The organism is Pseudomonas sp. GW822-FHT03F08 (assembly GCF_058801265.1).
Window position 1 is genome coordinate 599338 of sequence record NZ_JBXANC010000004.1, and the last position, 22650, is coordinate 621987.

15 protein-coding genes are annotated in these 22650 nt (G+C 61.5%); 8 read left to right on the forward strand and 7 right to left on the reverse strand.

Annotated elements, in window-relative coordinates:
* Positions 1-2 precede the first annotated feature (2 nt).
* On the forward strand, positions 3-761 hold the full coding sequence (locus AC1RME_RS13210; RefSeq protein WP_007957673.1) for a slipin family protein: 759 nt from the start codon (positions 3-5) through the stop codon (positions 759-761).
* Here the strand turns inward: AC1RME_RS13210 and AC1RME_RS13215 are convergent.
* The 7 genes from AC1RME_RS13215 to AC1RME_RS13245 all read right to left on the reverse strand — a co-directional run bounded on the left by AC1RME_RS13215 (position 727) and on the right by AC1RME_RS13245 (position 14550).
* Entirely contained in the window at positions 727-1701 is a 975-nt protein-coding gene (locus AC1RME_RS13215; RefSeq protein WP_096821838.1) for a sulfotransferase family protein, read from the reverse strand. The two genes, AC1RME_RS13210 and AC1RME_RS13215, sit on opposite strands and share 35 nt — an antisense overlap.
* Positions 1689-2474 carry an aspartyl/asparaginyl beta-hydroxylase domain-containing protein gene (locus AC1RME_RS13220; protein ID WP_096821837.1) on the reverse strand — a complete coding sequence of 262 codons (786 nt, stop codon included), beginning with the start codon at positions 2472-2474 and terminating at the stop codon, positions 1689-1691. Before AC1RME_RS13220 ends, AC1RME_RS13215 begins: the two co-directional genes overlap by 13 nt.
* Positions 2471-3076: an adenylyl-sulfate kinase gene (cysC, locus tag AC1RME_RS13225; RefSeq protein ID WP_096821836.1), complete on the reverse strand. Its 606-nt coding sequence runs from the start codon at positions 3074-3076 to the stop codon at positions 2471-2473. Before cysC ends, AC1RME_RS13220 begins: the two co-directional genes overlap by 4 nt.
* Positions 3060-4574, reverse strand: coding sequence for a TolC family protein (locus AC1RME_RS13230; protein WP_096821835.1), 1515 nt, complete (start codon positions 4572-4574; stop codon positions 3060-3062). The genes cysC and AC1RME_RS13230 overlap by 17 nt, the downstream gene beginning before the upstream one ends.
* A gap of 47 nt (positions 4575-4621) precedes the next feature.
* Positions 4622-11920 (reverse strand): Ig-like domain-containing protein, encoded by a 7299-nt coding sequence (locus tag AC1RME_RS13235; protein ID WP_493091370.1) that lies wholly within the window; start codon positions 11918-11920, stop codon positions 4622-4624.
* A 52-nt stretch (positions 11921-11972) separates the two neighbouring features.
* Positions 11973-12809 carry a sulfotransferase family protein gene (locus AC1RME_RS13240; protein ID WP_096823018.1) on the reverse strand — a complete coding sequence of 279 codons (837 nt, stop codon included), beginning with the start codon at positions 12807-12809 and terminating at the stop codon, positions 11973-11975.
* Positions 12810-12954: 145 nt separating this feature from the next.
* Positions 12955-14550, reverse strand: a complete 1596-nt coding sequence (locus AC1RME_RS13245) for a glycosyltransferase family 39 protein (protein WP_493091372.1) — start codon at positions 14548-14550, stop codon at positions 12955-12957.
* Between the two features lie 242 nt (positions 14551-14792).
* On the opposite strand from AC1RME_RS13245, the gene AC1RME_RS13250 reads away from it, so the two are divergent.
* The 7 genes from AC1RME_RS13250 to AC1RME_RS13280 all read left to right on the forward strand — a co-directional run bounded on the left by AC1RME_RS13250 (position 14793) and on the right by AC1RME_RS13280 (position 22650).
* Positions 14793-15380 carry a phage tail protein gene (locus AC1RME_RS13250; protein WP_192559447.1) on the forward strand — a complete coding sequence of 196 codons (588 nt, stop codon included), beginning with the start codon at positions 14793-14795 and terminating at the stop codon, positions 15378-15380.
* Between the two features lie 56 nt (positions 15381-15436).
* Positions 15437-15748 carry a DUF6916 family protein gene (locus AC1RME_RS13255; RefSeq protein WP_096823021.1) on the forward strand — a complete coding sequence of 104 codons (312 nt, stop codon included), beginning with the start codon at positions 15437-15439 and terminating at the stop codon, positions 15746-15748.
* Positions 15749-15926: 178 nt separating this feature from the next.
* Positions 15927-17996 carry a type VI secretion system Vgr family protein gene (locus tag AC1RME_RS13260; protein ID WP_493091374.1) on the forward strand — a complete coding sequence of 690 codons (2070 nt, stop codon included), beginning with the start codon at positions 15927-15929 and terminating at the stop codon, positions 17994-17996.
* Complete coding sequence (locus AC1RME_RS13265; RefSeq protein ID WP_096823023.1) at positions 17993-18841, forward strand: DUF4123 domain-containing protein; 849 nt, start codon at positions 17993-17995, stop codon at positions 18839-18841. The genes AC1RME_RS13260 and AC1RME_RS13265 overlap by 4 nt, the downstream gene beginning before the upstream one ends.
* On the forward strand, positions 18838-19614 hold the full coding sequence (locus tag AC1RME_RS13270; RefSeq protein ID WP_096823024.1) for a hypothetical protein: 777 nt from the start codon (positions 18838-18840) through the stop codon (positions 19612-19614). Before AC1RME_RS13265 ends, AC1RME_RS13270 begins: the two co-directional genes overlap by 4 nt.
* 12 nt (positions 19615-19626) lie before the next feature.
* Positions 19627-20451 carry a hypothetical protein gene (locus AC1RME_RS13275; protein WP_255261979.1) on the forward strand — a complete coding sequence of 275 codons (825 nt, stop codon included), beginning with the start codon at positions 19627-19629 and terminating at the stop codon, positions 20449-20451.
* Between the two features lie 12 nt (positions 20452-20463).
* Positions 20464-22650 carry a lipase family protein gene (locus tag AC1RME_RS13280; protein ID WP_096823025.1) on the forward strand — a complete coding sequence of 729 codons (2187 nt, stop codon included), beginning with the start codon at positions 20464-20466 and terminating at the stop codon, positions 22648-22650.

The window sequence follows — 22650 nt, forward strand, 5'->3', positions numbered from 1 at the left end:
TCATGGGTCTGCAAATCGGTTTTGTCGCGCTGCTGCTGTTGCTCATTGCCCTGGCCGGCTCGACGTTCCGCATCCTGCGTGAATACGAACGCGGCGTGGTGTTCCAGCTCGGGCGCTTCTGGCAGGTCAAGGGACCGGGGCTGATCCTGTTGATTCCGGTGGTGCAGCAAATGGTCCGGGTGGATCTGCGCACCATCGTCCTCGACGTGCCGCCGCAAGACGTGATCACCCGCGACAACGTGTCGGTGAAGGTCAACGCGGTGCTGTATTTCCGGGTGCTCGACCCGCAGAAAGCGATCATCCAGGTCGAGGACTTCCTCATGGCCACCAGCCAACTGGCCCAGACCACCCTGCGTGCAGTGCTCGGCAAACATGAACTGGACGAACTGCTGGCCGAACGCGAACGCCTGAACATCGACATCCAACAAGTGCTCGACGCCCAGACCGACGCCTGGGGCATCAAGGTCGCCAATGTCGAAATCAAACACGTCGATCTCAATGAATCGATGGTCCGCGCCATCGCTAAACAGGCCGAAGCCGAACGGGAACGGCGAGCCAAGGTGATCCACGCCGAAGGTGAATTGCAGGCCTCTGAAAAACTCATGCAGGCCGCCGAAATGCTCGGGCGCCAGCCAGGCGCCATGCAGTTGCGTTACATGCAGACCCTGAGTTCGATTGCCGGCGACAAGAGCTCGACCATCGTCTTTCCGTTGCCGATCGAATTGCTCAAGGGGATGGCGGATCTGTCGGCGAAATCGTGAGCGCGCGCAGGCGTTCAAGCGCTTCGTAGGGCGCCCGCGCACAACGTTCCACTTGCGCCTGCAACAGCGTGGAAGCCTCACGGCGTTTGCTTTCGCCATCGGCGACAAACGCCTGTGACGGCTGTTTCGCATGTTGCGCGGAGCCTGCCATGGCGCGTTCACATTGCGCGGCATTCAGCTGGAAAAACCCCGCCAAACGTCCCGTTATCGCCTCGGGCAACTCGCTGTAATTGACCGTCAGCCCGCCGAAATCAGCGCAGTGCAAGCGCCCCGCCTCCAGCAGACGTCCCAGCCTCCGGGCGATGAAATCCTCACGCCCTTCGAATGGCAAGTTGTCGTCCAGCACGCACTCGCCGAGCATGCCGGGCACCATGTGCATGCCCGGGCGACGCAGATGCGAAACAGCGATTTCCAGCGGATCGCGGTAGACGAACAACCAAGGCGTATCGGGGAAGCATTCGTGAAGCAGAGGCCATTCACCGATGTTCCAGGCGTCGAGCTTGATCACCAGCCGTTGCTCCACACCGCGCCGGCGCTGACCGTAGGCCGAGAGCAACCCGGCGATGGCCGCACGGCGTTCGACGGCCGGCAGATCACTGCGCAGCAAGGCATCGAGGGGGGGCGGTTCCGAGATCACGATGTGATCGTCGAGGCGGGCGAGCATCTGGCTGATCAGCGTCGATCCGCAACGCGAGGCGTGCAGGATGAAGGCGCTCGGCGCCAGGCCAGAACTGAGCGCCTGCCAATCCGTGAGTGCCAATAAGGGTGTTTGCCGGCGAAACGCCTGATTGAACGGCAGCCGCAGCGCTTCTTCCACCGCATCGCGAAAAAATGGCTGATGCAGCGGCGTATCGCCAAACCAGCACCAGTCCACCTGCCATTGGCCGGTGTCTTTCCAGATGCGAATCGGCAGCCAGCCGTCGAAATTCAGGCTCGCCATTGTTCGTTCCACGACCGGCGCCCCTTGCGCATCGCCGCCTCCAGTTCTTCCCGGGAGAATGACAAGCCATGCTCTGCGGCCAACGCCAGTGTCTGGCTGATGAACGCTTCGGGGTCGTGCAGTGCCTGCAAGGTCGCCGACAACGAAGGATCCACGGCCAGCAGACGATGAAACCGCTGCAACGCCGAGTCTTCGGCATCAGGCTGCGGCGTGTTCGGTAAACCCTCGGCAATCATCTGCTCCAGCCAGACGCCGGGACGGCAATCGAGTACCAGATGAATGCGCGCCGTACTGTCGCGATTATCGACCCGATGCGGCCGCGCAAGGTCGAGAAACCAGCACTCGCCCGCCGACATCGGCATGCGCAGACCGTCGAGCCAGAAGTCCACGGCAGGTGGGCTGAGCAGCGGAATATGCAATCGAAAATCCGCGTCCGGCCCCTCGAGGTCATAGTCGCGATGCTCGTGAATCTGCCCGCCCGGCCCCAGCCGTAGCAGCCGGGCACTGACGATATCCAGCGGCAGATCACGCAACGCCTGCTGCCAGCGGCGGTCCTTCAGCCAAGGCACACGCTGTACAGGTTCGGCGGTTCCTGGGGACAGTTCAGTCAGCGCATCGGCAGCGGAAATCAGCGCCACGCCGCTCCAGTCACCCGCGAAATAGGCCGTGTTGAAATGCCCGCGCCAGGCATCGTTTTCAATCGCCGCCAGCGCCTGCAACAGCAACGGCAGATCCACCGTCACCGGCAGCCGCGAAAACGCCGGCCGGCTCATGTCCTGGGCAACACCGCGGATTCGCCGAGCCAGGTCAGCAAGCGGTCAAGGCAGGCCTCGACCGTCAGCGATCCGGTATCGAGTACCAGCGACGCCTGGGCCGGTGGCTCGTAAGGTGCCGACACGCCGGTAAACCCGGCCAGCTCGCCGCGTCGCGCCCGGGCGTAATGCCCTTTCGGATCGCGCTGTTCGCACACCGCCAGCGCGGCGCTGCACCAGACTTCGCGATAGTCATCGCCCAGGCGTTGAGCGAACACTTCACGCAACTCCACCAGTGGCGCGATCATCGCCAGAATCACGATCTGCCCGTTCTCCACCAGCAGCGTCGCCAGTTCACTGGCCCGACGGATGTTTTCCAGGCGGTCGGCATCGGTGAATCCCAGATCGCGGTTGAGCCCGACGCGCAAACCATCGCCGTCGAGCACAACGCTTTGCAAACCACGGCTGAACAACTCGGCATGCAGCGCCTGAGCCAGGGTCGATTTGCCCGCCGCCGGCAAACCAGTCAGCAACACGGCCGTGCCGCGATGGCCATTGCGGGTCTCGCGCTGTACACGGCTGATGCTGGCGGCCGGCGCCAGCACATCACTTCGCGGAGGCATGGGCCACCGGCACCGAAATATCCCCCGACGCCCACGCCGCTTCGCGGTTGGCCAGCGCCGTGGCGATCGACTGCACTTCGGTCGACTGCACCTGATCCGGCAACGGATCGAGCCCGGCACTGGCGAAGATCTGGCCATAGGCATTGCGCAGATCGGCGTAGGACAGGTCGCGACGCAAGTCCGCTTGCAGGTTGTTCAGTTCGCCCTGGATAAGGTCCAGCTCACCGATGCCCGCCGCCTGATGACGGTTGCGCAGCTGACCGACGATTTGCCCGTCGATGTCCGACAACTGCTGGTTGGTCTTGAACTGACGCAGCGCCTCCTGATAGTTGGCGTTGGCCACGTACAACTGCGCCAGCACCGCAATCGACATCGCCTGGCGACGTGCGGTGGCGACCTCTTCGCCGGCCTTGGCCACGTCGATGGCCGCCGGAGCGGAGATCACGTTGAACAGATTCCAGGTCACTTTCACGCCATAGTCGGCCCAGCGGTCGTTTACCAGGAACGAGTTGCTGTCGTAGTGTCCGCCAGCAGAAAACTCCAGGCCCGGCAGCATGCGCAACATCGCCTTGCGGGTTTCGGCGGCGCTGATTCGGGTCTGGTAATCCTGCTCACGCAGTTCCGGACGGCTGGTCAGGGCTTCCTGTTCCAGTTTGGAGATATCGACCTTGAGTTCCGGGATCTGATAACCGTCGTCGGTGGCCAGCGTCAGGTTGGTGCCCATCGGCAGGTTGATCAGGGTCGCCAGCTCGGTTTTCGCCAGCGACAGCGCACGGCGCTGCTCTTCCAGCTGTCGGGTGGCTTCGATCAGCGAACGTTGATAACCGAGGGACTGCACCGGATCGCCGATGCGCTGCTCGCTCATGCTTTCGCTGTTGCGCCGGGCAGCGTCGACCCGCGCCATCAGGCTGTCGATCTGCTTGAGCAGACGTTCGGCCGCCATCGCCCGCCAATAGGCCGAGCGCACGTCCTGAACAATGGTGTTGATCACCTTGCGCCGGCGTTCCTGCACGATCAGACGCTGGTCGCCCTGTTGTTTGGCGTTGATGTAGCTGACACCGAAATCGAGAACGTTCCAGACCATGGTCAGGTCCGCGACGTTGCGGTCGCGGTCCTGGGAGGTCGACGGTTCCAGAGACTGGGTGCCGGTGCGTACGCTCTGGCTGCTGGAAGCGCTGACGTTGTTGCGTCCGACGTAACCGGCGTCCAGCGCCATGCGCGGCAGCATGTCGAAACTGGCGAGGTCGAGCTGCCGTTTGGCCAGCGCTTCCTCCATGATTTTCAAGCGCCCTTCAAGGTTGTACTTCACGGCACGGGCCATGGCCTGATGCAGGGTCAGCGGACCGCGCAGCGGTTCCTGGCCCTTGTACATGGTTTGCAGGTCGGCTCGGGCCCGTTGCTCACTGACGCTGCGTTCGATCGGTTCACTGGTGACTGCACATCCGCTGATCGCCAGCGCCAGCAGGCTGGCGCCGAACAACTTCTGACTTTTCTTCATCCCTGGATCGCCCCTAGGTCCCGCACATATTGAGTTGTTGTGTATTGTCAGGCCGGCATTTCGCTGATGCCGACCTGTTGCAGAGCCGCCGCCAGGTTGTCCACCCGGTGCTGCTCGCTGTCCTTGATCTCTTGCAGTTGCTGGCCCAGGGTCGGCGCGCCGAACACACCGCGCAGGCCCTGGGACACGTCGCCGCCCCGGATCGAGTGGCTGTCGAAAGCGTTCAGCGAACCCCGCTCGGCGGCGCTGTCCTGGTTGAACAGACTCGACAGCGTGCTGCTGCCGAATACCCCGCCATCACCACCGCCGAATCCGAGGAAACCATGGCCGGAACCGTCACCGCTGCTGTCGCTGCTGGTGAAGACCTGGGCAATGAAACTCGGGCTCAACGCACCTTGGTTGATGAAAATATCGCCCAGCGGACGGATGCCGTCGCCGATCACCCGCTGTTCGAACAACGGTGCGAAAGTCAGCGGTGAACCGAGGTTGCCGGTGGGCGGCATGAAGACGATCGGTTGCAGCGGGACGTTCGGCGGTGGCGGCTGCACGACCGGATCGCTGCTGCGGAACTCCGGATCCGGCGTCACCACGACTGACGGTGAAGTCGGTGACACTGCCGGTACTGTATTGATCACGTAGTTGCCGGAACTGCTGACACCACTGCCGCTGTTTCCGGACAGATCGCTGACCCCGGCACTGTTGATGCTGATCGCATTGCTGGCGCTGTTGACGTTGGCGTTCGGCGTCAGGGTCGCAGTCCAGGTCTTGCCGCCGTCGCTGCTGCTCAGGTTGGACAAGGTGCCGTTGGCCACGCTGAGGTCTGACAGATCGAAACCGGTCACCGCTTCGTTGAAGGTGATGATCACCTGCGAGGTCTGGCCGACGCCCAGGTTCGGGTTGGCGACCACTACCGTGGCGGTCGGCCGCTCACTGTCGAGGGCATAGTTGTTCGACACCGCCACCGTGCTGCCGACGTTGCCCGCCAGGTCGGTGACGTTGCTGGTGTCCAGGGCAATGAAATTGCTTGGGTCGGTGACATTCGCGGTCGGCGTGAAGGTCGCGGTCCAGGTCTTGCCGCCATCGCTGCTGGTCAGGTTGCTCAGGTCACCGTTGGTCACGCTCAGGTCGGACAGGTCGAAATTGCTCACTGCCTCACTGAAGGTGAAAGTCACCGTGGTGCTCTGGCCGATGCCCAGATGCGGGTTGGCGACCACGATGTTCACCGTCGGCCGGGTCGCATCGAGGATGTAGTTATTGGAGATGGCGATGCTCGCGCCAAGGTTGCCGGCCAGATCCTGGACACCTGCGGTGTCGATCAGGATCAGGTTGGTCGCGTCGTTGACGCCGGCTGTTGGCGTGAAGGTCGCCGTCCAGGTCACGCCGCCGTCGCTGCTGGTCAGGTTCGACAGCGCACCGTTGGCGACGCTGATGTCGGACAGGTCGAAGCCGCTCACCGCTTCGCTGAAGGTGATGGTCACGGTGGTGGTTTCACCGATGCCCAGCCGGTTGTCGGCGACCACGATGGTGGCGGTCGGCAGCGCGGTGTCGATGGCGAAGTTGTTGGAATCGGTGTTGCCGATGCCACTGTTGCCCGACAGGTTGGCCACCCCGGCGTTGTTCAGGGTGATCAGGTTGGTGGCGTCAGAGATATTGGCCGTCGGCGTGAAGGTCGCGGTCCAGGTGATACCGCCGTCGCTGCTGCTGACATTGCTCAACGTACCGTTGGCAATGCTCAGGTCACTGTTGTCGAAACCACTCACCGCTTCGCTGAAGGTGATGGTCACCAACGAGGTTTCCCCGGCCTTGAGCGAAGTGTCGGCAACCACGATGGTGGCGGTCGGCACCAGGGTCTGCACCTGGTAGTTGGCCGAACTGGTGGTGCCAGTGCCGGTGTTGCCGGCCAGGTCGGTGATGCCGGTGTTGTTCAGGACAATCAGGTTGGTGAGGTCGGTCACACCGATGTTTGGCGTGAACGTGGCCGTCCAGGTGATGCCGCCGTCGCTGCTGCTGACGTTGCTCAACGTGCCGTTGGCGACGCTCAGGTCGGAATTGTCGAATCCGGTCACGGCCTCGCTGAACGTGATGGTCACCAGCGACGTTTCACCCGGCCGCAGGCTGGAGTCGCTCATGACAATGGTCGCGGTCGGGCGCTGACTGTCGACCGCGTAGTTGTTGGAGTCGGTGGTGCCACTGCCGGCGTTGCCCGCAAGGTCGGCGATGCCGGTGTTGTCCAGCGTGATGATGTTGGTGGTGTCGGTGATACCGGCCGCCGGGGTAAAGGTGGCCGTCCAGGTGATGCCGCCATCGCTGCTGCTCACCGCACTCAGCGTGCCGTTGTCGATGGTCAGGTCGGTATTGGTGAAACCAGTCACCGCTTCGCTGAAGGTGATGGTCACCAGACTGGTCTGGCCGACGCCGAGTGCGGTGTCAGCCACTACGATAGTGGCGGTCGGGCGCACCGTATCGATCGAATAATTGTTCGAATCGGTGGTGCCGCTGCCGGCATTGCCCGACAGGTTTTGAACACCGGCGTTGTCCAGCGTAATCAGGTTGGTGGCATCGGTGATGTTGGTGGTCGGCGTGAAGGTGGCCGTCCAGGTGATGCCGCCGTCGCTGCTGCTGACTGCCGACAACGTGCCGTTGGCAATCGTCAGGTCGGCGTTGGTGAAACCGGTCACCGCCTCGCTGAAGGTAATGGTCACCAGCGAGGTCTCGCCGATCTTCAGACTGGGGTCGGCCACGATGATGGTCGCGGTCGGCAGCACGGTGTCGATGGTGTAATTGGCCGAGCTGGTGGTTCCGCTGCCGGCGTTGCCGGCCAGGTCGGCGACCCCGGCGTTGGCCAGGGCGATCACGTTGGTAGCGTCGTTGACGCCCACGTTCGGGGTGAACGTCGCCGTCCAGGTGATGCCGCCGTCGCTACTGCTCACGGCCGTCAGCGTACCGTTGGCAATCGTCAGGTCGGCATTGGTGAAACCGCTCACCGCTTCGCTGAACGTGATGGTCACCAGCGAGGTTTCACCGGCGCTGAGGCTGCTGTCGGAAAGCACGATGGTCGCGGTCGGGCGCTGGCTGTCGATCGCATAGTTGTTGGAATCGGTGGTGCCGCTGCCGGCGTTGCCCGCCAGATCGGCGATACCGGTGTTGTCGAGTGTGATGATGTTGGTGGTGTCGGTGATACCGGCTGCCGGCGTGAACGTCGCCGTCCAGGTAATGCCGCCATCACTGCTGCTGACGGCCGACAACGTGCCGTTGGCGATGGTCAGGTCGGCGTTGGTGAAACCGGTCACCGCTTCGCTGAAGGTGATGGTCACCAGGCTGGTCTGGCCGATGCCGAGCGCGGTGTCGGCGACCACAATGGTGGCGGTCGGACGCACGGTATCGATCGCGTAATTGTTCGAATCGGTGGTGCCGCTACCCGCGTTGCCCGACAGGTTCTGTACGCCGGTATTGTCCAGGACGATCAGGTTGGTGGCGTCGTTGATGTTGCTGGTCGGCGTGAACGTTGCCGTCCAGGTGATGCCGCCGTCGCTGCTGCTGACCGCCGTCAACGTACCGTTGGCGATGGTCAGGTCGGCGTTGGTGAAACCGGTGACCGCCTCGCTGAACGTGATGGTCACCAGCGAGGTCTCGCCGATTTTCAGTGAGTTGTCGGAAATGATGATGGTAGCGGTCGGCAGCACGGTGTCGATGGTGTAGTTGTTGGAGTTGGTCGTGCCGCTGCCGGCGTTGCCCGCCAGGTCGGCGATGCCGGTATTGGCCAGGCCGATCACGTTGGTCGCGTCGTTGATGCCCACGTTCGGCGTGAACGTTGCTGTCCAGGTGATGCCGCCGTCGCTGCTGCTGACCGCCGTCAGGGTGCCGTTGGCAACCACAATGTCGGCATTGCTGAAACCGGTCACCGCTTCGCTGAAGGTGAAAGTCACCAGAGTCGTTTCACCGGCCGTGAGGTTGCTGTCAGCGACCACGATGGTCGCGGTCGGACGCTGGGTATCGATGGCGTAGTTGTTGGAATCGACGGTGCCGCTGCCGGCGTTACCGGCCAGGTCAGCGATACCGGTGTTATCCAGCGTAATCAGGTTGGTGGCATCGGTGATGTTGGCGCTCGGGGTGAACGTCGCGGTCCAGGTAATGCCGCCGTCGCTGCTGCTGACGGCCGACAACGTGCCGTTGGCGATGGTCAGGTCGGCGTTGGTGAAACCGGTCACCGCTTCGCTGAAGGTGACGGTTACCAGCGAGGTTTCGCCGATTTTCAGAGCGTTGTCAGCCACCACGATGGTCGCGGTGGGACGCTGGGTGTCGATCGCGTAATTGTTTGAATCGGTCGTGCCGCTGCCGGCGTTGCCGTTCAGGTCAGCGATGCCGGTGTTGTTCAGGGTGATCAGGTTGGTCGCGTCAGTGATGCTGGCGGTCGGCGTGAACGTTGCCGTCCAGGTGATGCCGCCGTCGCTGCTGCTGACCGCCGTCAACGTGCCATTGGCGATGGTCAGATCAGCGTTGGTGAAACCGGTCACCGCTTCACTGAAAGTGATGGTCACCAGCGAGGTTTCGCCGATTTTCAGAGCGTTGTCAGCCACCACGATGGTCGCGGTCGGCCGCGCGGTGTCGATGGCGTAGTTGTTCGAGTTGGTGGAGCCGCTGCCGGCGTTGCCGGCCAGATCGACGACCCCGGTGTTATCCAGGGTGATCAGGTTGGTGGTGTCCGTGATGCTGCCGGTCGGCGTCAGCGTGGCGGTCCAGGTAATGCCGCCGTCGCTGCTGCTCAGACCGCTCAGGGTGCCATTGGCCACCGTCATGTCGGCGGTGGTGAAGCCGCTGACCGCTTCGCTGAAGGTAATGGTCACCAGCGAGGTTTCACCCGCCGCCAGATTGGTGTCGGCAACGACAATGGTCGCTGTCGGCCGCACGGTATCGATCACGTAATTGGCCGAATCCGTCGTGCCGCTGCCGGCGTTGCCGGCAAGGTCAGCAATACCGGTGTTGTCCAGGGAGATAAGGTTGGTGGTGTCGGTGATGCTGGCGCTCGGGGTAAATGTTCCGGTCCAGGTGATGCCACCGTCGCTGCTGCTCACCGCCGTCAATGTGCCGTTGGCGATGGTCAGGTCGGCGTTGGTGAAACCGGTCACCGCCTCACTAAAGGTGAAGGTCACCAGCGACGTATCGCCGATCTTCAATGCCGTATCGGACATCACGATGGTCACGGTCGGCCGTGCGGTATCGATCGCGTAGTTGACGGAATTGGTCGTGCCGACGCCCGCCACGCCGTCGCTGATCGCGGTCACCCCGGTGTTGTCGAGGGTGATCAGGTTGGTGCTGTCGGTAATGTTGTTGGTTGGCGTGAAGGTCGCGGTCCAGGTCAGGCCGCCGTCGCTGCTGCTGACCGATGTCAGCGTGCCGTTGGCGATGGTCAGGTCGGCGTTGGTAAACCCGGTGACTGCCCGGCTGAAGGTGATGGTCACCAGCGAGGTTTCGCCGATTTTCAGGGCTGTGTCCGACATCACGATGGTCGCGGTCGGTGGTTCCACATAGGCGGTATTGAGCGTGCCGCCATTGTTGTAGATCGCCGCGAAGGCCAACGGTACAGAGCCCGTCACGCCGCCGCCCAGTTCCGTACCGCCGGCGCCGCTGCCGGCCGCGTTGCCGCTGATGGCGCTGAAGTTGGCGGCGGTGATCAGTACCGTGCCGCCCTGGTTCCAGATCGCACCGACCCCCCGACCACCGTCGCCGCCGTTCAGGTTGTTGCTGCCCTGGCCGCTGCCGCCACCACCCCCGCCGCCTGCACCGATGTTGTTGCTGATGACCGAGGTGCCGACGATTTTCAGGGTGCCGGTCGAGGCGTTGTAAATGCCGCCGGCCGCGTTGCCGCCGACGCCGCCGACCTTGTCCCAACCGGAGCCGCCACCGCCGCCGCCAATGGAAATGGTGCCGTTGTTGGCCGTGCCGCCGTTGCCGCCGTTACTGTAATAGGACACGCCCACACCGCCGGCGCCGCCGGTGGTCGAGCCGCCGCGTCCGCCCATGTGCGTTGCGTCATAGCCACCGCCGTAGCCGCCGACACCGCCGCTGCCGGCCTGGCCGCCTAGCGTACCGGTGCCTGGCCCGGCAGTGCCGCCATGGCCGCCGCCCTGACCGCCTAGGCCACCGCCACCGCCGCCACCGCCGCCGTAGTTGGCGCCCGTGACACCGCCGCCGCCGCCACCGCCGGCCGCCGCGTTACCCGTGACCGAAACGTTATTCAGGGTCAGGATACCGGCGTTGAAAATCCCGCCGCCCATGGCGCCGGTTGCGCCGTAGCCGCCATTACCACCGTTGCCCGAGACCAGGCCCCGGGTGATGACCAGGCCATCGAGCGTTACCGTACTGCCGGAGGTAATTTCCACCACCCGGGTCTTGTACTGGCCATCGAGCGTGACGTCGGCGACACCGTCGTTGTTCAGGTCGCCATCGACCGTGATGTTCTTGTTGATCAACAACTCCGAAGTGAGCTGCACCGTCATGCTGGTGCCGAAGGTCACGATGTCGCCGTTCTGCGCCGAGGCCAACGCTGCGCGCAGCGAGCCGACCCCGGTGTTCGCGTTGTTGGTGGCGGTCCAGGTGGCGAGGCCCCACTGGTATTCGCTCATCGACAGGGTCGACAGCACGTTGGCGCTCTCGATCTTGCCCGTGGCGATTTCCAGATCCCAGTCGCCGCCCACACCGGTGCGGTTGTTCGATGCCGCCACGTCGCGGCCGGTCAATTGTGCCAGCGAGTCGACGAAGCTCAGGCCTCGGTCACCCTCGGCGGTGTAGCAGCCGTAAATGAGGATGTCGCCACCGACGTTCATGTCCTTGCCGATTTCCGCCAGCACCGCGCTGCGCTGCGCGACGTTGTCCGCCGACAGGTAACTGTTGCCGAGCCACAGGTCACCGGCGTTGCCGTGGGCAATAATCTGCACCGAGCTGACGCCCGAGTGCTGGTCGAGGTAATCGGCGATCTGCTGCAAACCATCCTTGCTGGCATCGAGCTTGACCACTTGCGTGCCGGGAGCGACGCCTTTGAGCAGGCTGTCGGCATCCTTGACCCGGGCATCGACGAACACCACGCTTTGGCCCGGTACCGCGACAGGGCTGGCGGCAGGCGTGGCATCAGCCTGGCCGTGGGTGTCCTTGCTGGCCACCGGATGATCGGCCGTCGGCGCCTTGGCTGCATCGGCGGTGGGGTGGCTGTCGGCCTGGGCGGCTGTATCAGCGACAGTGGCCGCGACGGCACCGTCGAACAGCATGCGCGGTTCCAGCGACATGATCAGCGGCGCAGCCAGCGTCCGTTGGCCTTCGGTTACCCGCGACTTTTGCTTGCTCCACCACATGTTGCTCACCCGGACTCGAACAGTTGTAACGCATCAATGAAAAACGCCGCGATCAACTGATCGCGGCGTCGGACTTCATACGAATGACATTGGCAGCGCTGGCTGAGCCATCGAGCCAAAAGGACAAATCGGCGTATTGCTTGAACAGGTCCGGCGGCAGAATCGTGCGCCGGGACTGCAGGGCGACCTTGGGTTTGACTTTGTGCAGGCCGGCCACGCCAAGGGCCTGGTCGAACTCTGGCGCGTCATAGGCCAGGTGTTCGAAATCGTGTTCGAACCAGGGTTCGCCAATGAAGTCGTAGACCAGCCGCAGCACGCGCTCCGGGGCCTGGGTCAACAAGTCGTAATCGACGATCAACAGCGAATCGGCGTGCTCGCCGTAATAGGCTTCCTTGAGCGCCGCCCAGGCGAATCCCACCAGGCGGTTGCGCTGGGCCAGGGTTTCGCAGCGGCTGTAGACCGTGTTGCGCTCGACGGCATCGCCGAACAGCTTGGTGTTTTCATAGGGATTGGCGCGGTACAGCCGTTCCAGGCTGTCCATCACCCAGGCGACGTTGCGCACGCAGGCAATGACTTTGGCTTGGGGAAACAGGTCGCTGATGGCCGGCAGGCGTGAGCTCCACTGCCGATTGGTGTCGAACACCACCGGTTTGTCGGCCTTGTCGGCGTAGTAGGAATCGAAGAGCCCGCGCAGCAGGCGACGGCGCATCTCGGTGTCGATCACCGCGCCGAATTCGCTGCCGGCGCTGCATTGTTCAAGGACACCGGAGAACAGTGCGCCGACCGGGCTGGTCATGCCGGCATGAAAGCGCGGATTCTGCAGAAGGATCGCAGAAAGCAGGGTCGAGCCCGAGCGCGGCAAGCCGGAGATAAAGTGGAACTGCTGCATCCCTTCACCGTATTTGTAAGTCCCTTTGTCCGACGAGCGTAGTCCAACAATACCCTTTCGACTAGTAGTGTTTTGATATCAAAATAGAGCAAAACGGATTATTAAAATCCATTTTTATCGCGAATAAAAAGGTGAAGCGTTTAAGTCATCTGGCTTCTGTTCCTTGCGCTGTTTTCAGCGAAAAAAGTCGCGCTTTCGCTCCACCGGCGTGGGTCTGGTCACGCAATTCCCAGGTCGGCGGCAAGGGTACGAATGGATCGGGTACATCCACATCCAGATCACCGATCAGCCAGACTCGAGCGCTGTCCTTCGGCAGGTCCCCCAGCCGATCCAGATAGACCTCATCGGACACCAGCGTGCCGAAACCATAGTGGTTCGGACGCGTCGAACGGCCATCGGCGGCGGGCGGTGTATACAAGCGGATCTGGGCATCCGTGCGGTTGTAGTAAACGTAGCTCAAGTACCAGAGCATGTCGCTGGTGACGATCCGGTCGCCGCTGACGAAGTGGCGGTTGATGTGATCGACCATGACATTGAACTGGTCGTTCGGATCGACCGTGGCGTTGGTGTTCACCCCGATCATCTCGACACCGATCAGCGATACCAGCACCGCTATCGCGAGCACACGAACATGGCTGTACAAACGATCGATGGCCAGCCCCGCCAGCATCGGCAATCCCAGCGCATAGGCTGTCAGATAACGCTCGATAAACACCGGGCTTATGAAAGACACCGCGAACACCAGCAACAACGGCACACCGGTGTAGAGCGCCAGCAGCACACTGCCATGATTCACGCTGCGGTCGCGGGCAACGGCCACGCCCGCCAGCACCAGCAAGGCCAGCGGCACACCGCCGAACAGCAACAGCGGAAGATGGTCACCATCGTTCTGGATCAACCACAGCCAGATCATCGACGGCAGGGAAGACAGGATCACCGGATCTTCCCAGCCGACATCGCCACCGGCCTTGAGCTCTTCCATGTGTTGCATCAGACCGAGCAGGTTCGGCAACCACGGCAGGTAGAGCACGACAATGGCCAGGTTAGCCAGCCACCAGTCCTTGCGCTGGAGATGCCGCAGGCGATAACCCGGCAGCAAGCGGATCAGCCCCAGATACAGCCAGTGGCTCAACGCAGCCAGCACGGCGAAATAATGGGTGTACAACGCGGCGGTCATCAGCAGCGCATAGATCAGCAGATACCGGCGACGCTGCGGGCGCCTGATCCAGCAGATCAACGCCAGGGTGGTGCCGATCAGCAGCAGGCCGAGCAGCGAGTACATGCGCACTTCCTGGCTGTAGCGCACCGCCGTCGGCAGCAGCGCCAGCAGCACCCCGGCGATGATCGCGGCGCGGCGGGTGGCCAGACGGTCGACCAGGCACACACCCAGCCCGACCGTGGCGATGCCGGCCAGGGCGCTGAGGCTGCGGATCGACAGGATGCCGTCGCCGAACAACCCGATCCAGCCATGCAGCAGCATGAAGTAAAACGGCGGATGCACATCGAACGCCGCATGCTCCCAGATGCCGCCCAGCGAATAGTTCGCCAGCAGCAGGCTGGAGCCTTCGTCGCCCCAGATCGCGGCAGCGGTCAGGTCATAAAAACGCACGACCGTCGCCAACAGCAAAATCGGTATCAGCCACTGCTGGCGAGCCCAGCGCAGCAAACGCCGGACACCGGCATTCGGTGCGGCAAACGGGTCCTGGGTATCCCCCAGCGGAGTCTCGCGACGCGCTTCCATCAACCTTCCCTTACGGTATTCCGAGTAAAAAAACAGCGCCATTCATTGCGCACACTGTAGGCCAGAGCTGAAGCCGACGCGCGGCCACGACGACGTCCGGCAAGTCCGTCGATCCGGGTCTACGCTACGGCTTGGCGTGACCTGCCCGCGCAAATGGAAGGAGTCAGTAAAGCGTTTCGACCTGCCCGGCAGTAGAGGCTACCGCGCGGCGCGCCGACCACATAACAGAAGGATGAGGAACCATGGAAGTCTTTATGGGTACGATTCAACCGTTCGCCTTCAACTTCGCTCCCAGCGGCTGGGCCTTGTGTAATGGACAAATCCTGGGCATCTCGCAATACCAGGCATTGTTTGCCTTGCTGGGTACCTACTACGGCGGCAATGGCACGACCAACTTTCAGTTGCCCAATCTGCAAGGGCGCACGATGGTCGCTCAGGGGGCCGGACTGGGGCTGACGCCGCGTGTCATCGGTGAAGTGTCCGGTACCGAAAGTGTCACCGCCACCATTGCCAACATGCCCAATCATACGCACGCCATGACCGGTCTCACCGCCAATACGGCCTTGAAACTGGCCGTACCCGCGAGCAATCCGGCGACCACGCCAACCGCCACCAACTCCTACATCGGCGCCTCCGGTGGCGGCCCAGGCTCGGCGAATATCTACTCCGACGCCCAAGGCGCCACGCCGATTCCGATCAAAGGCCTGACCACCACCGTCACCGGGGACATTTCCTCCACCGGCGGCAGTCAGCCGCTGGGCATCATGAACCCCTTCCTGGTCCTCAACTTCAGCGTTGCCCTGAACGGCCTCTTCCCTTCGCGCAACTGAACAACCGCCGGGGGCTTCGGGCCCCCGGCCGTTTCTCTCGTCACTGGAGTCAGACCATGCTGCAAGCGGTTCAGATCCAACACGCCCAGGCATTGCTGGGACAACAACACACGCTGCACCTGCCGGACGGCACAGCGCTGCCGATTCAGATCGAATACCTCGAAGAAGTTCCTGCGGCGAAAACCCGCTTCAGCGAACGCATGCCCTTCTGCCTTGAATTCAACAGCCTGGTGCCGACCGAGTTTGTCGACGGTTTGTGCGCACTGGAACTGCCGGAACTCGGACGGGTAGAGGACATCTTCGTGTCACGGGTGCCGGCGATGGGGCGAGATCCGCAATTGGGCTACTTCTGTATTTCCTTCAACTGATGCGCTACCGGCGCCCTACAAAATCTGCGCGAAGCCCTGTAGGAAAAAGATGTAGGAACAAGGCCGGCCCCTTGTAGTCCGGGCACTTCAACCCATTTTATTGGGAAATATCCGACATCATTTCGCGATTCACCTTGATAGCGTTGTTCCGAATCCGTCACAGGACAAGGAACAACGGATGTTCAATGCCAATGCTCGTTTTCGCCTCACGACCGACGATTTTAAACACGATTTTCAGGTGCTTTCCTTCACCGGCACCGAAGCCGTCAGCGAACCCTTTGCCTTCGAGGTCGAGCTGGTCAGCACCAGACCGGATGCCGATCTTCCAGGCCTGATGCACCAACAGGCCTTTCTTGCTTTCGATGACCAGGGCCACGGCATCCACGGACAGGTCCAGCACATCGCTCGGGGAAACATCGGCAAGCGATTGACGCGATACAGCCCGACCCTGGCCCCTCGGCTGGCCAATCTGCGTCATCGCATCAATCAACGGATTTTCCAGAACCTGAGCGTGCCACGAATCCTCGCGCAGATTCTCGAAGAACATGGCATTCACGCTGACCTCTACCAGTTCAAGCTCGGCGAGCCGTTGCCGGATCGTGAATATTGCGTGCAGTACAACGAATCGGACCTGCACTTCATCCAGCGCCTGTGTCAGGAAGACGGCCTGCACTACCACTTCCGACACAGCCGCGACAGGCACCTGCTGGTATTTGGCGACGATCAGACCGTGTTTCCCCGCCTCTCTCGGCCAACACGCTTCAAACCCCACAACGCCATGGTCGCCGACAGGCCGGTGATCCAGCGTTTCGACTACCGTCTCGAAACCCGGCCCAACCATGCCTCCAGCCGCGCCTATGACTTTAAAAAGGCGCGGATGGCGCTGGAAGCGGATGCCCGAAAACCTGATCAACACCTTCAGCCAGAGCTTGAGGTGTACGAGTATCCGGGACGCTACCTCGTCCGCGAGCACGGCAAGCGGTTGGCCCGGCGGGCCCTGGAGCGCCAGCGCGCCGATGACTGCCTGGGCGAAGGCGACAGCAACGAACCGGCGCTGGTGTCGGGACATTTTCTGTCACTGACCGAACATCCCGATCCGGCATTGAACGACTTGTGGCTGCTGACCGAAATCCGGCACGAGGGCAAGCAACCGCAAGTGCTGGAGGAAACCGGCAGCCACACGCCACTCAGCCCGGAGAAGGACTTCATTCAGGGCTATCGCAACCACTTCAAGGCCACGCCCTGGGAGGCGATCTACCGCCCGCCGTTGCGCTTTCGCAAACCCCGCATCGGCTCGACCCAGACCGCTGTGGTCACCGGCCCGGAAGGCGAAGACATCCATTGCGACCGGTATGGCCGGGTCAAGGTGCAGTTCTTCTGGGATCGCGAGGGCCGTCATAACGACAAGAGCAGTTGCTGGCTGCGGGTGGCCTCGGGCTGGGCCGGCAATGCCCATGGCAGCGTGATCATCCCGCGCGTAGGCATGGAAGTGCTGGTGACCTTTCTCCACGGCGATCCCGACCATCCGGTGATCAGCGGCTGCCTGACCAACAGCGCCAACCCGATGCCCTACGAGCTGCCGATGCACAAGACCCGCAGCGTGTTTCGCTCCCGCAGCTCGCCGGACAGCGCGGGATTCAACGAGCTGATGATCGAAGACCGCGCAGGCCAGGAACAGATTTACCTGCGCGCCCAGCGCGATCTTCAGCTGAAGGTCGAGAACGACAGTCATCTGGAAATCGGCAACCAACGGCGGGAAACCGTCCGGGGCAACAGCTTCAGCGTGCTGCATGCCGAGGAACACCGCACCGTCGCCGGTGATCGCAAGACCCGGCTCAAGGCCAGCGACTACCTGCATGTCGGCGGAAGCAGCCACATCAAGACCGGTCAATCGCTGACGGCCGAAGCCGCCGGGCAAATGTGCTTCAGCGCCGGCGAACATCTGGTGCTGGAAGCCGGAAAAAGCATCAGCCTGAAGGTCGGTGGCGAGCATTTTGTCCTCGACCACAGCGGCCTTTACGGCAGCAGCGACCTGCTGATCGGCGGCGCACCGGTGCCCTCGCTACGAGCCCCGCTGTTGCAGCCCGACGGTATTGAAGACCTGTCGGCTCCCGCACCTTTGCCGCCATTGGTCGCACCCTCGCAACAGGCATTGATGACCGCCAGCAAAACCCTGGGCGCGGATTTCTGCCCGATCTGCGAAGCCTGCCGCACAGGTGCGTGCCCGATCCCGGAGGCTGCCGCATGACCGACGCCCTTGTACGACGCTGGCTGATCGAACAACACCGCGCCGGTTGCCTCCTGTGCCTGGTCCTCGACTCGCAGAACGAGCGCGACATGCGCCAGCGCTGGCTGAAAAGCAGCCGTTACGAGCAATACGCCAGCCTCTACAGCGAAACCGTAGTCGCCGAACTGGCAGACACCGGCCCGTTCCTCTTCACCTTCGATCAACCCGACGACCGTCGTCTCGACGCCCTGCTCGACAGGCCGGACAGCCATTGGGGATGGTTCGCCAGCCTGGGCAAAGATGAGCTGAAGACCTGGGTCCGGCACTGGCAGGACCGGCTGATCGTCGGCGCCCGTCCGCATCAGGCGCTGTACCGCTTTCACGACAACCGGGTGCTGGCCCGGGCGCTGGAGCATCTACCGGTGGATGCTTTGCCGGCGTATCTGGGGCCGGCGATCAGCGTTTGCCATTGGCAGGGCTCGCACTGGCAGATGACCGATAACCCCGCGCCGGGCAGCTACCCCGTGCCGGCCGCGCCACCGTGGCTGCAACTGCCGATGCCTGATGAGCAAGCCATGGCGATTCGCCTGGCCAATGCCCACCGCTTTCTGCTGGCCGGGCATGTGCAGGCTTATTCCGCGTTGGCGTGCGCTCAGGATCCGCATGTCTGGCTGCGTGAACGACTGGAACTGGCCGAAGCCTGGGGCTGGCTGGCGCCGGAGCGGCTGGAGTTTCTGCTGGTCCAGAGCCTGCAAACTCCGAATCTCGCGCCCCATTGGCAAGCCCGACCGGACGAAACGCCGGATGAACACTTTGATCGGGTTTACCAGCTCTCGAAGCACTGGAACGGGGAGACGCCATCATGAAAATTCCGCTCAAAAGCCTCGGTCTGATCGGCTGTTTCGCGGCACTGGGAGGCTGCAGGACCGAACCGCCCAACACCTTCAAATTCACGGCAGAGTTACCGCCAGGGTTCGCCTATGAGGCTCTCGCAGAATATGAGCCGATAAATAGTAGTGAAACCTGCAAAGCCATAGACCTTCGCAAGACAGCCAACAGATTCAACAGGAACTGGCGAGAAAAGTACGAGCCTGTTTCCGAAATTGTCATCCGAAAGACCATCAATGGTTGCCCGATGGTTATACGTCGAATTGATCTGGACATCAGAGCCGCCTATGGGAAGGACTGGAGCGACATCAGCGCTGATAGTGCAGCGGTTGTTATACGGTCTGAATTGGACGATCGCTACAAAGGCACTTTCAACGAACGGGGTTTAAGCACCTTCTACGGTCAATGCCAGTGGCTTTTTCGCACCTCCGGTAAGCCGCGAATTTTAAGAAAACTGCTCGACTGCAAGGAAACCGATGCTCTGGGTACGCCAGAGCCGGGGCGCCCGTTTTCGGCATACACCCACGATCAACTTCCGGGCAAAACCGTGAGGATGAAGATCAAGCTAGCAAGGGAAGAACAACCTTACATCAGAGACACATGGGTCAAGTTTCCAAACGGCTGGAAACGGTGCATGGGTGACAACTTTGAGGATCAGTACGCCTTTTGTTACGGCAACTACACCGACTTCAGCACATTCAAAATGCCTGATGGCCGCGTCTGCACTATTTATCCAAGTTGCACGGAGTAAGGAGGGCTCGCCATGGAATTATTTGAAAAGGATCTGCAATCTCCAACACTGCCCCCCGCGACGATCAGACTCGCGATACTAAATGTGACTTTGATGGGTTGCCTTGCCCTCATCGCAGGCTGCAAAACCGAACCGTCAAATTCATTCACTTTCACAGCCGATTTGCCACCGGGTTTTACCTATCAGGCTTTTGTCGAATACACACCCGCCAAAGACGAAACGTGCAGCGTGCCGGACCGCAGAAAGACAGTCTCAGCACACAATCAGAAGTGGCGTGAACGGTATGAACCAACCTTTGAAATCCCTATTCGCCGGACGATCAGTGGCTGCCCGATGGCGATACGCAGAATCAGCCTCGATATCAATTCGGTCTATGGAAAATCTCGCGGCGACTTCAGTGCAGACAGTGCCGTAGTCGCCGTTCTTCCTGATATCGAGGAACGCTACAAAAACAGCTTCGACAGCCGGGGCGAAAGCACCTTCCATGGCCAATGCCAGTGGCTGTTTCGCACCTCGGGCAAGCCGAGAATCCTGCGAAAAATACTCGACTGCAAGGAAACCAATGCTCTGGGTACGCCAGAGCCGGGGCGCCCGTTTGCGGCATACACCCACGATCAACTTCCGGGCAAAACCGTGAGGATGAAGATCAGGCTGGTGAAGGAAGAGCGGCCAGGATGGAGGGACACGTGGGTGAAGATGCCGAATGGCTGGAAGCGATGCCTGGGTGATGGATATGACGATCCGCATGCCTATTGCAACGGCAATTACACCGACTTCAGCACATTCAAAATGCCTGATGGCCGCATCTGCAGCATTTACCCCGCCTGCACCGAATAAGGAGCGTTCAACATGTCATCACTCGAGAAAGAACTTCAATCTTCACTGGGTAGCCGCATGCTGTCTTGCCCGGAAAGCGGAAGATGGACCAGTTTTCAGCTGATCGATGAATCTGGCTCAGGAGCGCCGTATGCCGGGCTCGCGTATATCGCAACGGATTCAGAAGGGATGAAATACAACGGGCATCTGGATCCCGCAGGCATCGGTAAAGTAGAGAGCCATTTTGCCGGGCCGATTGCCCTTTTGTTCAGCCAGGAATATGAAGGTACAGAGAAGCTTTACAAGGATTTGCAGACAAGAATTCACTACCCTCTTCCAATCACAGACCTTCAGGTACGCGCCGAAAAAACTCGTTATCTGAACCTGAATGCCACCCGCACACGGGAGCGACCCGAGATCGCAGACGGCTCAGACTACTTTCAAGTCGAAGTCCGCCATCTGGTGAGATATGCCTCGCATCTGCCACCCGAGGTTTATCGCGATTACCCCCTCGATTCCGGGTGCGCGGCCATCATGCGTGAACACGGAAAACTTGGCGTAGCGCTGATGCCGCAACGTCACACAGTTCTTGAAGTGCGCCCGCTACGCGCGTTGCGTCCGATGTTATCCACAGCTCAGGAATTCTGTGCACTCAATCTGTACCAGCTTTCATTGATGGCGACCTTGAGTTACTGCCCCTTCGGCCAGAAACCGGAAACCGTTCCGATCAAAGAAAATCGGGTCACCTTTCCTTTGCATCCCAGCGTGGGCAATTGGTTTGGCGATGCCCTGGCCAAATCCGACGAACTATGGAGGGTCGACTCAAGTCAAATCAAAGCCTATTACCCTCTGTACGAAGACGTGCCGTATTCCAAACGCCTGGAAATCGTTCCATTCGACTCGGATCTGTACGAAGTGAATGACCCGAAGAGGATGGAGTCGCAAGAACATCCAGCCAAGGTTCATTTCCTTGATGACAGAAACGAAGGAAATGAGTCTACAGACACCCAAGCCTTCATCACCCACAACGACGAACTGATCCTGATCGCCGTGCGCGGCACTGCCGAGATAATCGCCGACGGTCTACGTGATGCAGACGCCCTTCAAGTGCCGTTCAAGGAAGGCGACGGCCAGGTACACCGAGGATTTTATGAAGCAGCGCAGAAAGCCTACGACTTCACCGTCAAATACCTCGAAAAGTTCTACACCGGCCAGAACCTCCTGATCTGCGGCCACAGCCTCGGCGGCGCTATCACGTTGCTGCTGTCCGAAATGCTCCGGCGTCGGCCCGAGGGCTACAACATCCAGCTCTACACCTACGGCGCCCCCCGCGCCGGCGACGCGGATTTCGTGAAGGCCGCAGCCGATCTCGTGCATCACCGCATGGTCAACCACAACGACCCGGTGCCCAGCGTGCCCGGCAGCTGGATGAACACCAAGGCCGACATCTACGGCACCGGGGCGGCGCTGACGTTCGTCAATGTGCCGGTGGGTCTGTCGGTGTTCGTCGCCGGTATCACCAATTGGACCGGAGAAGCCTACGACCATCACGGCAGCCTGCGGCACGCCATGCCGGTCGAGTTCGGGCGTGGGCAAGTGTCATCGATCCTGTGGAAACCAGGTTGCGACACCATCACCCAGCACGCCGCATGCGATGTAGCGATCCGACAGCGACACGGTCTGCCGGATCGGCCGACGTTGCTCAAACAGATCTTCGACGCCGGGCACCACTCGATGACCGGGGCGTACATTCCGGCGTGCTGGGCGGCGTTACGCCGTTGGCAGGAGGCGCTGGAGGCAGGGCGCTCACTGGTCACCGATCAGGAATACGTCTTGGTCGAGAAAGCGCTGCAACGCATCACTTTACAGCTACGGGACAAGCGTAATGATTTGTCGAGCCGTCCGGACGCCTACGTCCGTGCGAGTGAAAAAGCTATCGAAGCCTTGAGTCGAGAGGTCGATAAAGTGGAGGCAACCCGCAAACGTCTGGAAATATTCCGGCATCAACGTGTCGTCGCCCAGGACGTTTACGGGCGACTGTCAGAACAACCGGAACGACTCGCCGAAAGCCTGCCGCGCTGGAAGGCCCACCCGGAGAATCTCGTCGCACATCAACTGGCCATGGCGCCGGACGCCGCCGAAGAGGATCCGCTGCTGGCGACGCTCTACGGCCACAAGATCGGCGCGCCGCACACCTTTGATATCGACTCGGTCATCTGA

Excerpts from the sequence above, each read along its gene's own strand:
- AC1RME_RS13215 (WP_096821838.1), bottom strand. The coding sequence starts at position 1,701 with ATGGCGAGCCTGAATTTCGACGGCTGGCTGCCGATTCGCATCTGGAAA.
- AC1RME_RS13260 (WP_493091374.1), top strand. The coding sequence starts at position 15,927 with ATGTTCAATGCCAATGCTCGTTTTCGCCTCACGACCGACGATTTTAAA.
- cysC (WP_096821836.1), bottom strand. The coding sequence starts at position 3,076 with ATGCCTCCGCGAAGTGATGTGCTGGCGCCGGCCGCCAGCATCAGCCGT.
- AC1RME_RS13235 (WP_493091370.1), bottom strand. The coding sequence starts at position 11,920 with ATGTGGTGGAGCAAGCAAAAGTCGCGGGTAACCGAAGGCCAACGGACG.
- AC1RME_RS13275 (WP_255261979.1), top strand. The coding sequence starts at position 19,627 with ATGGAATTATTTGAAAAGGATCTGCAATCTCCAACACTGCCCCCCGCG.
- AC1RME_RS13210 (WP_007957673.1), top strand. The coding sequence starts at position 3 with ATGGGTCTGCAAATCGGTTTTGTCGCGCTGCTGCTGTTGCTCATTGCC.
- AC1RME_RS13250 (WP_192559447.1), top strand. The coding sequence starts at position 14,793 with ATGGAAGTCTTTATGGGTACGATTCAACCGTTCGCCTTCAACTTCGCT.
- AC1RME_RS13245 (WP_493091372.1), bottom strand. The coding sequence starts at position 14,550 with ATGGAAGCGCGTCGCGAGACTCCGCTGGGGGATACCCAGGACCCGTTT.
- AC1RME_RS13265 (WP_096823023.1), top strand. The coding sequence starts at position 17,993 with ATGACCGACGCCCTTGTACGACGCTGGCTGATCGAACAACACCGCGCC.
- AC1RME_RS13220 (WP_096821837.1), bottom strand. The coding sequence starts at position 2,474 with ATGAGCCGGCCGGCGTTTTCGCGGCTGCCGGTGACGGTGGATCTGCCG.
- AC1RME_RS13280 (WP_096823025.1), top strand. The coding sequence starts at position 20,464 with ATGTCATCACTCGAGAAAGAACTTCAATCTTCACTGGGTAGCCGCATG.
- AC1RME_RS13230 (WP_096821835.1), bottom strand. The coding sequence starts at position 4,574 with ATGAAGAAAAGTCAGAAGTTGTTCGGCGCCAGCCTGCTGGCGCTGGCG.
- AC1RME_RS13240 (WP_096823018.1), bottom strand. The coding sequence starts at position 12,809 with ATGCAGCAGTTCCACTTTATCTCCGGCTTGCCGCGCTCGGGCTCGACC.
- AC1RME_RS13270 (WP_096823024.1), top strand. The coding sequence starts at position 18,838 with ATGAAAATTCCGCTCAAAAGCCTCGGTCTGATCGGCTGTTTCGCGGCA.
- AC1RME_RS13255 (WP_096823021.1), top strand. The coding sequence starts at position 15,437 with ATGCTGCAAGCGGTTCAGATCCAACACGCCCAGGCATTGCTGGGACAA.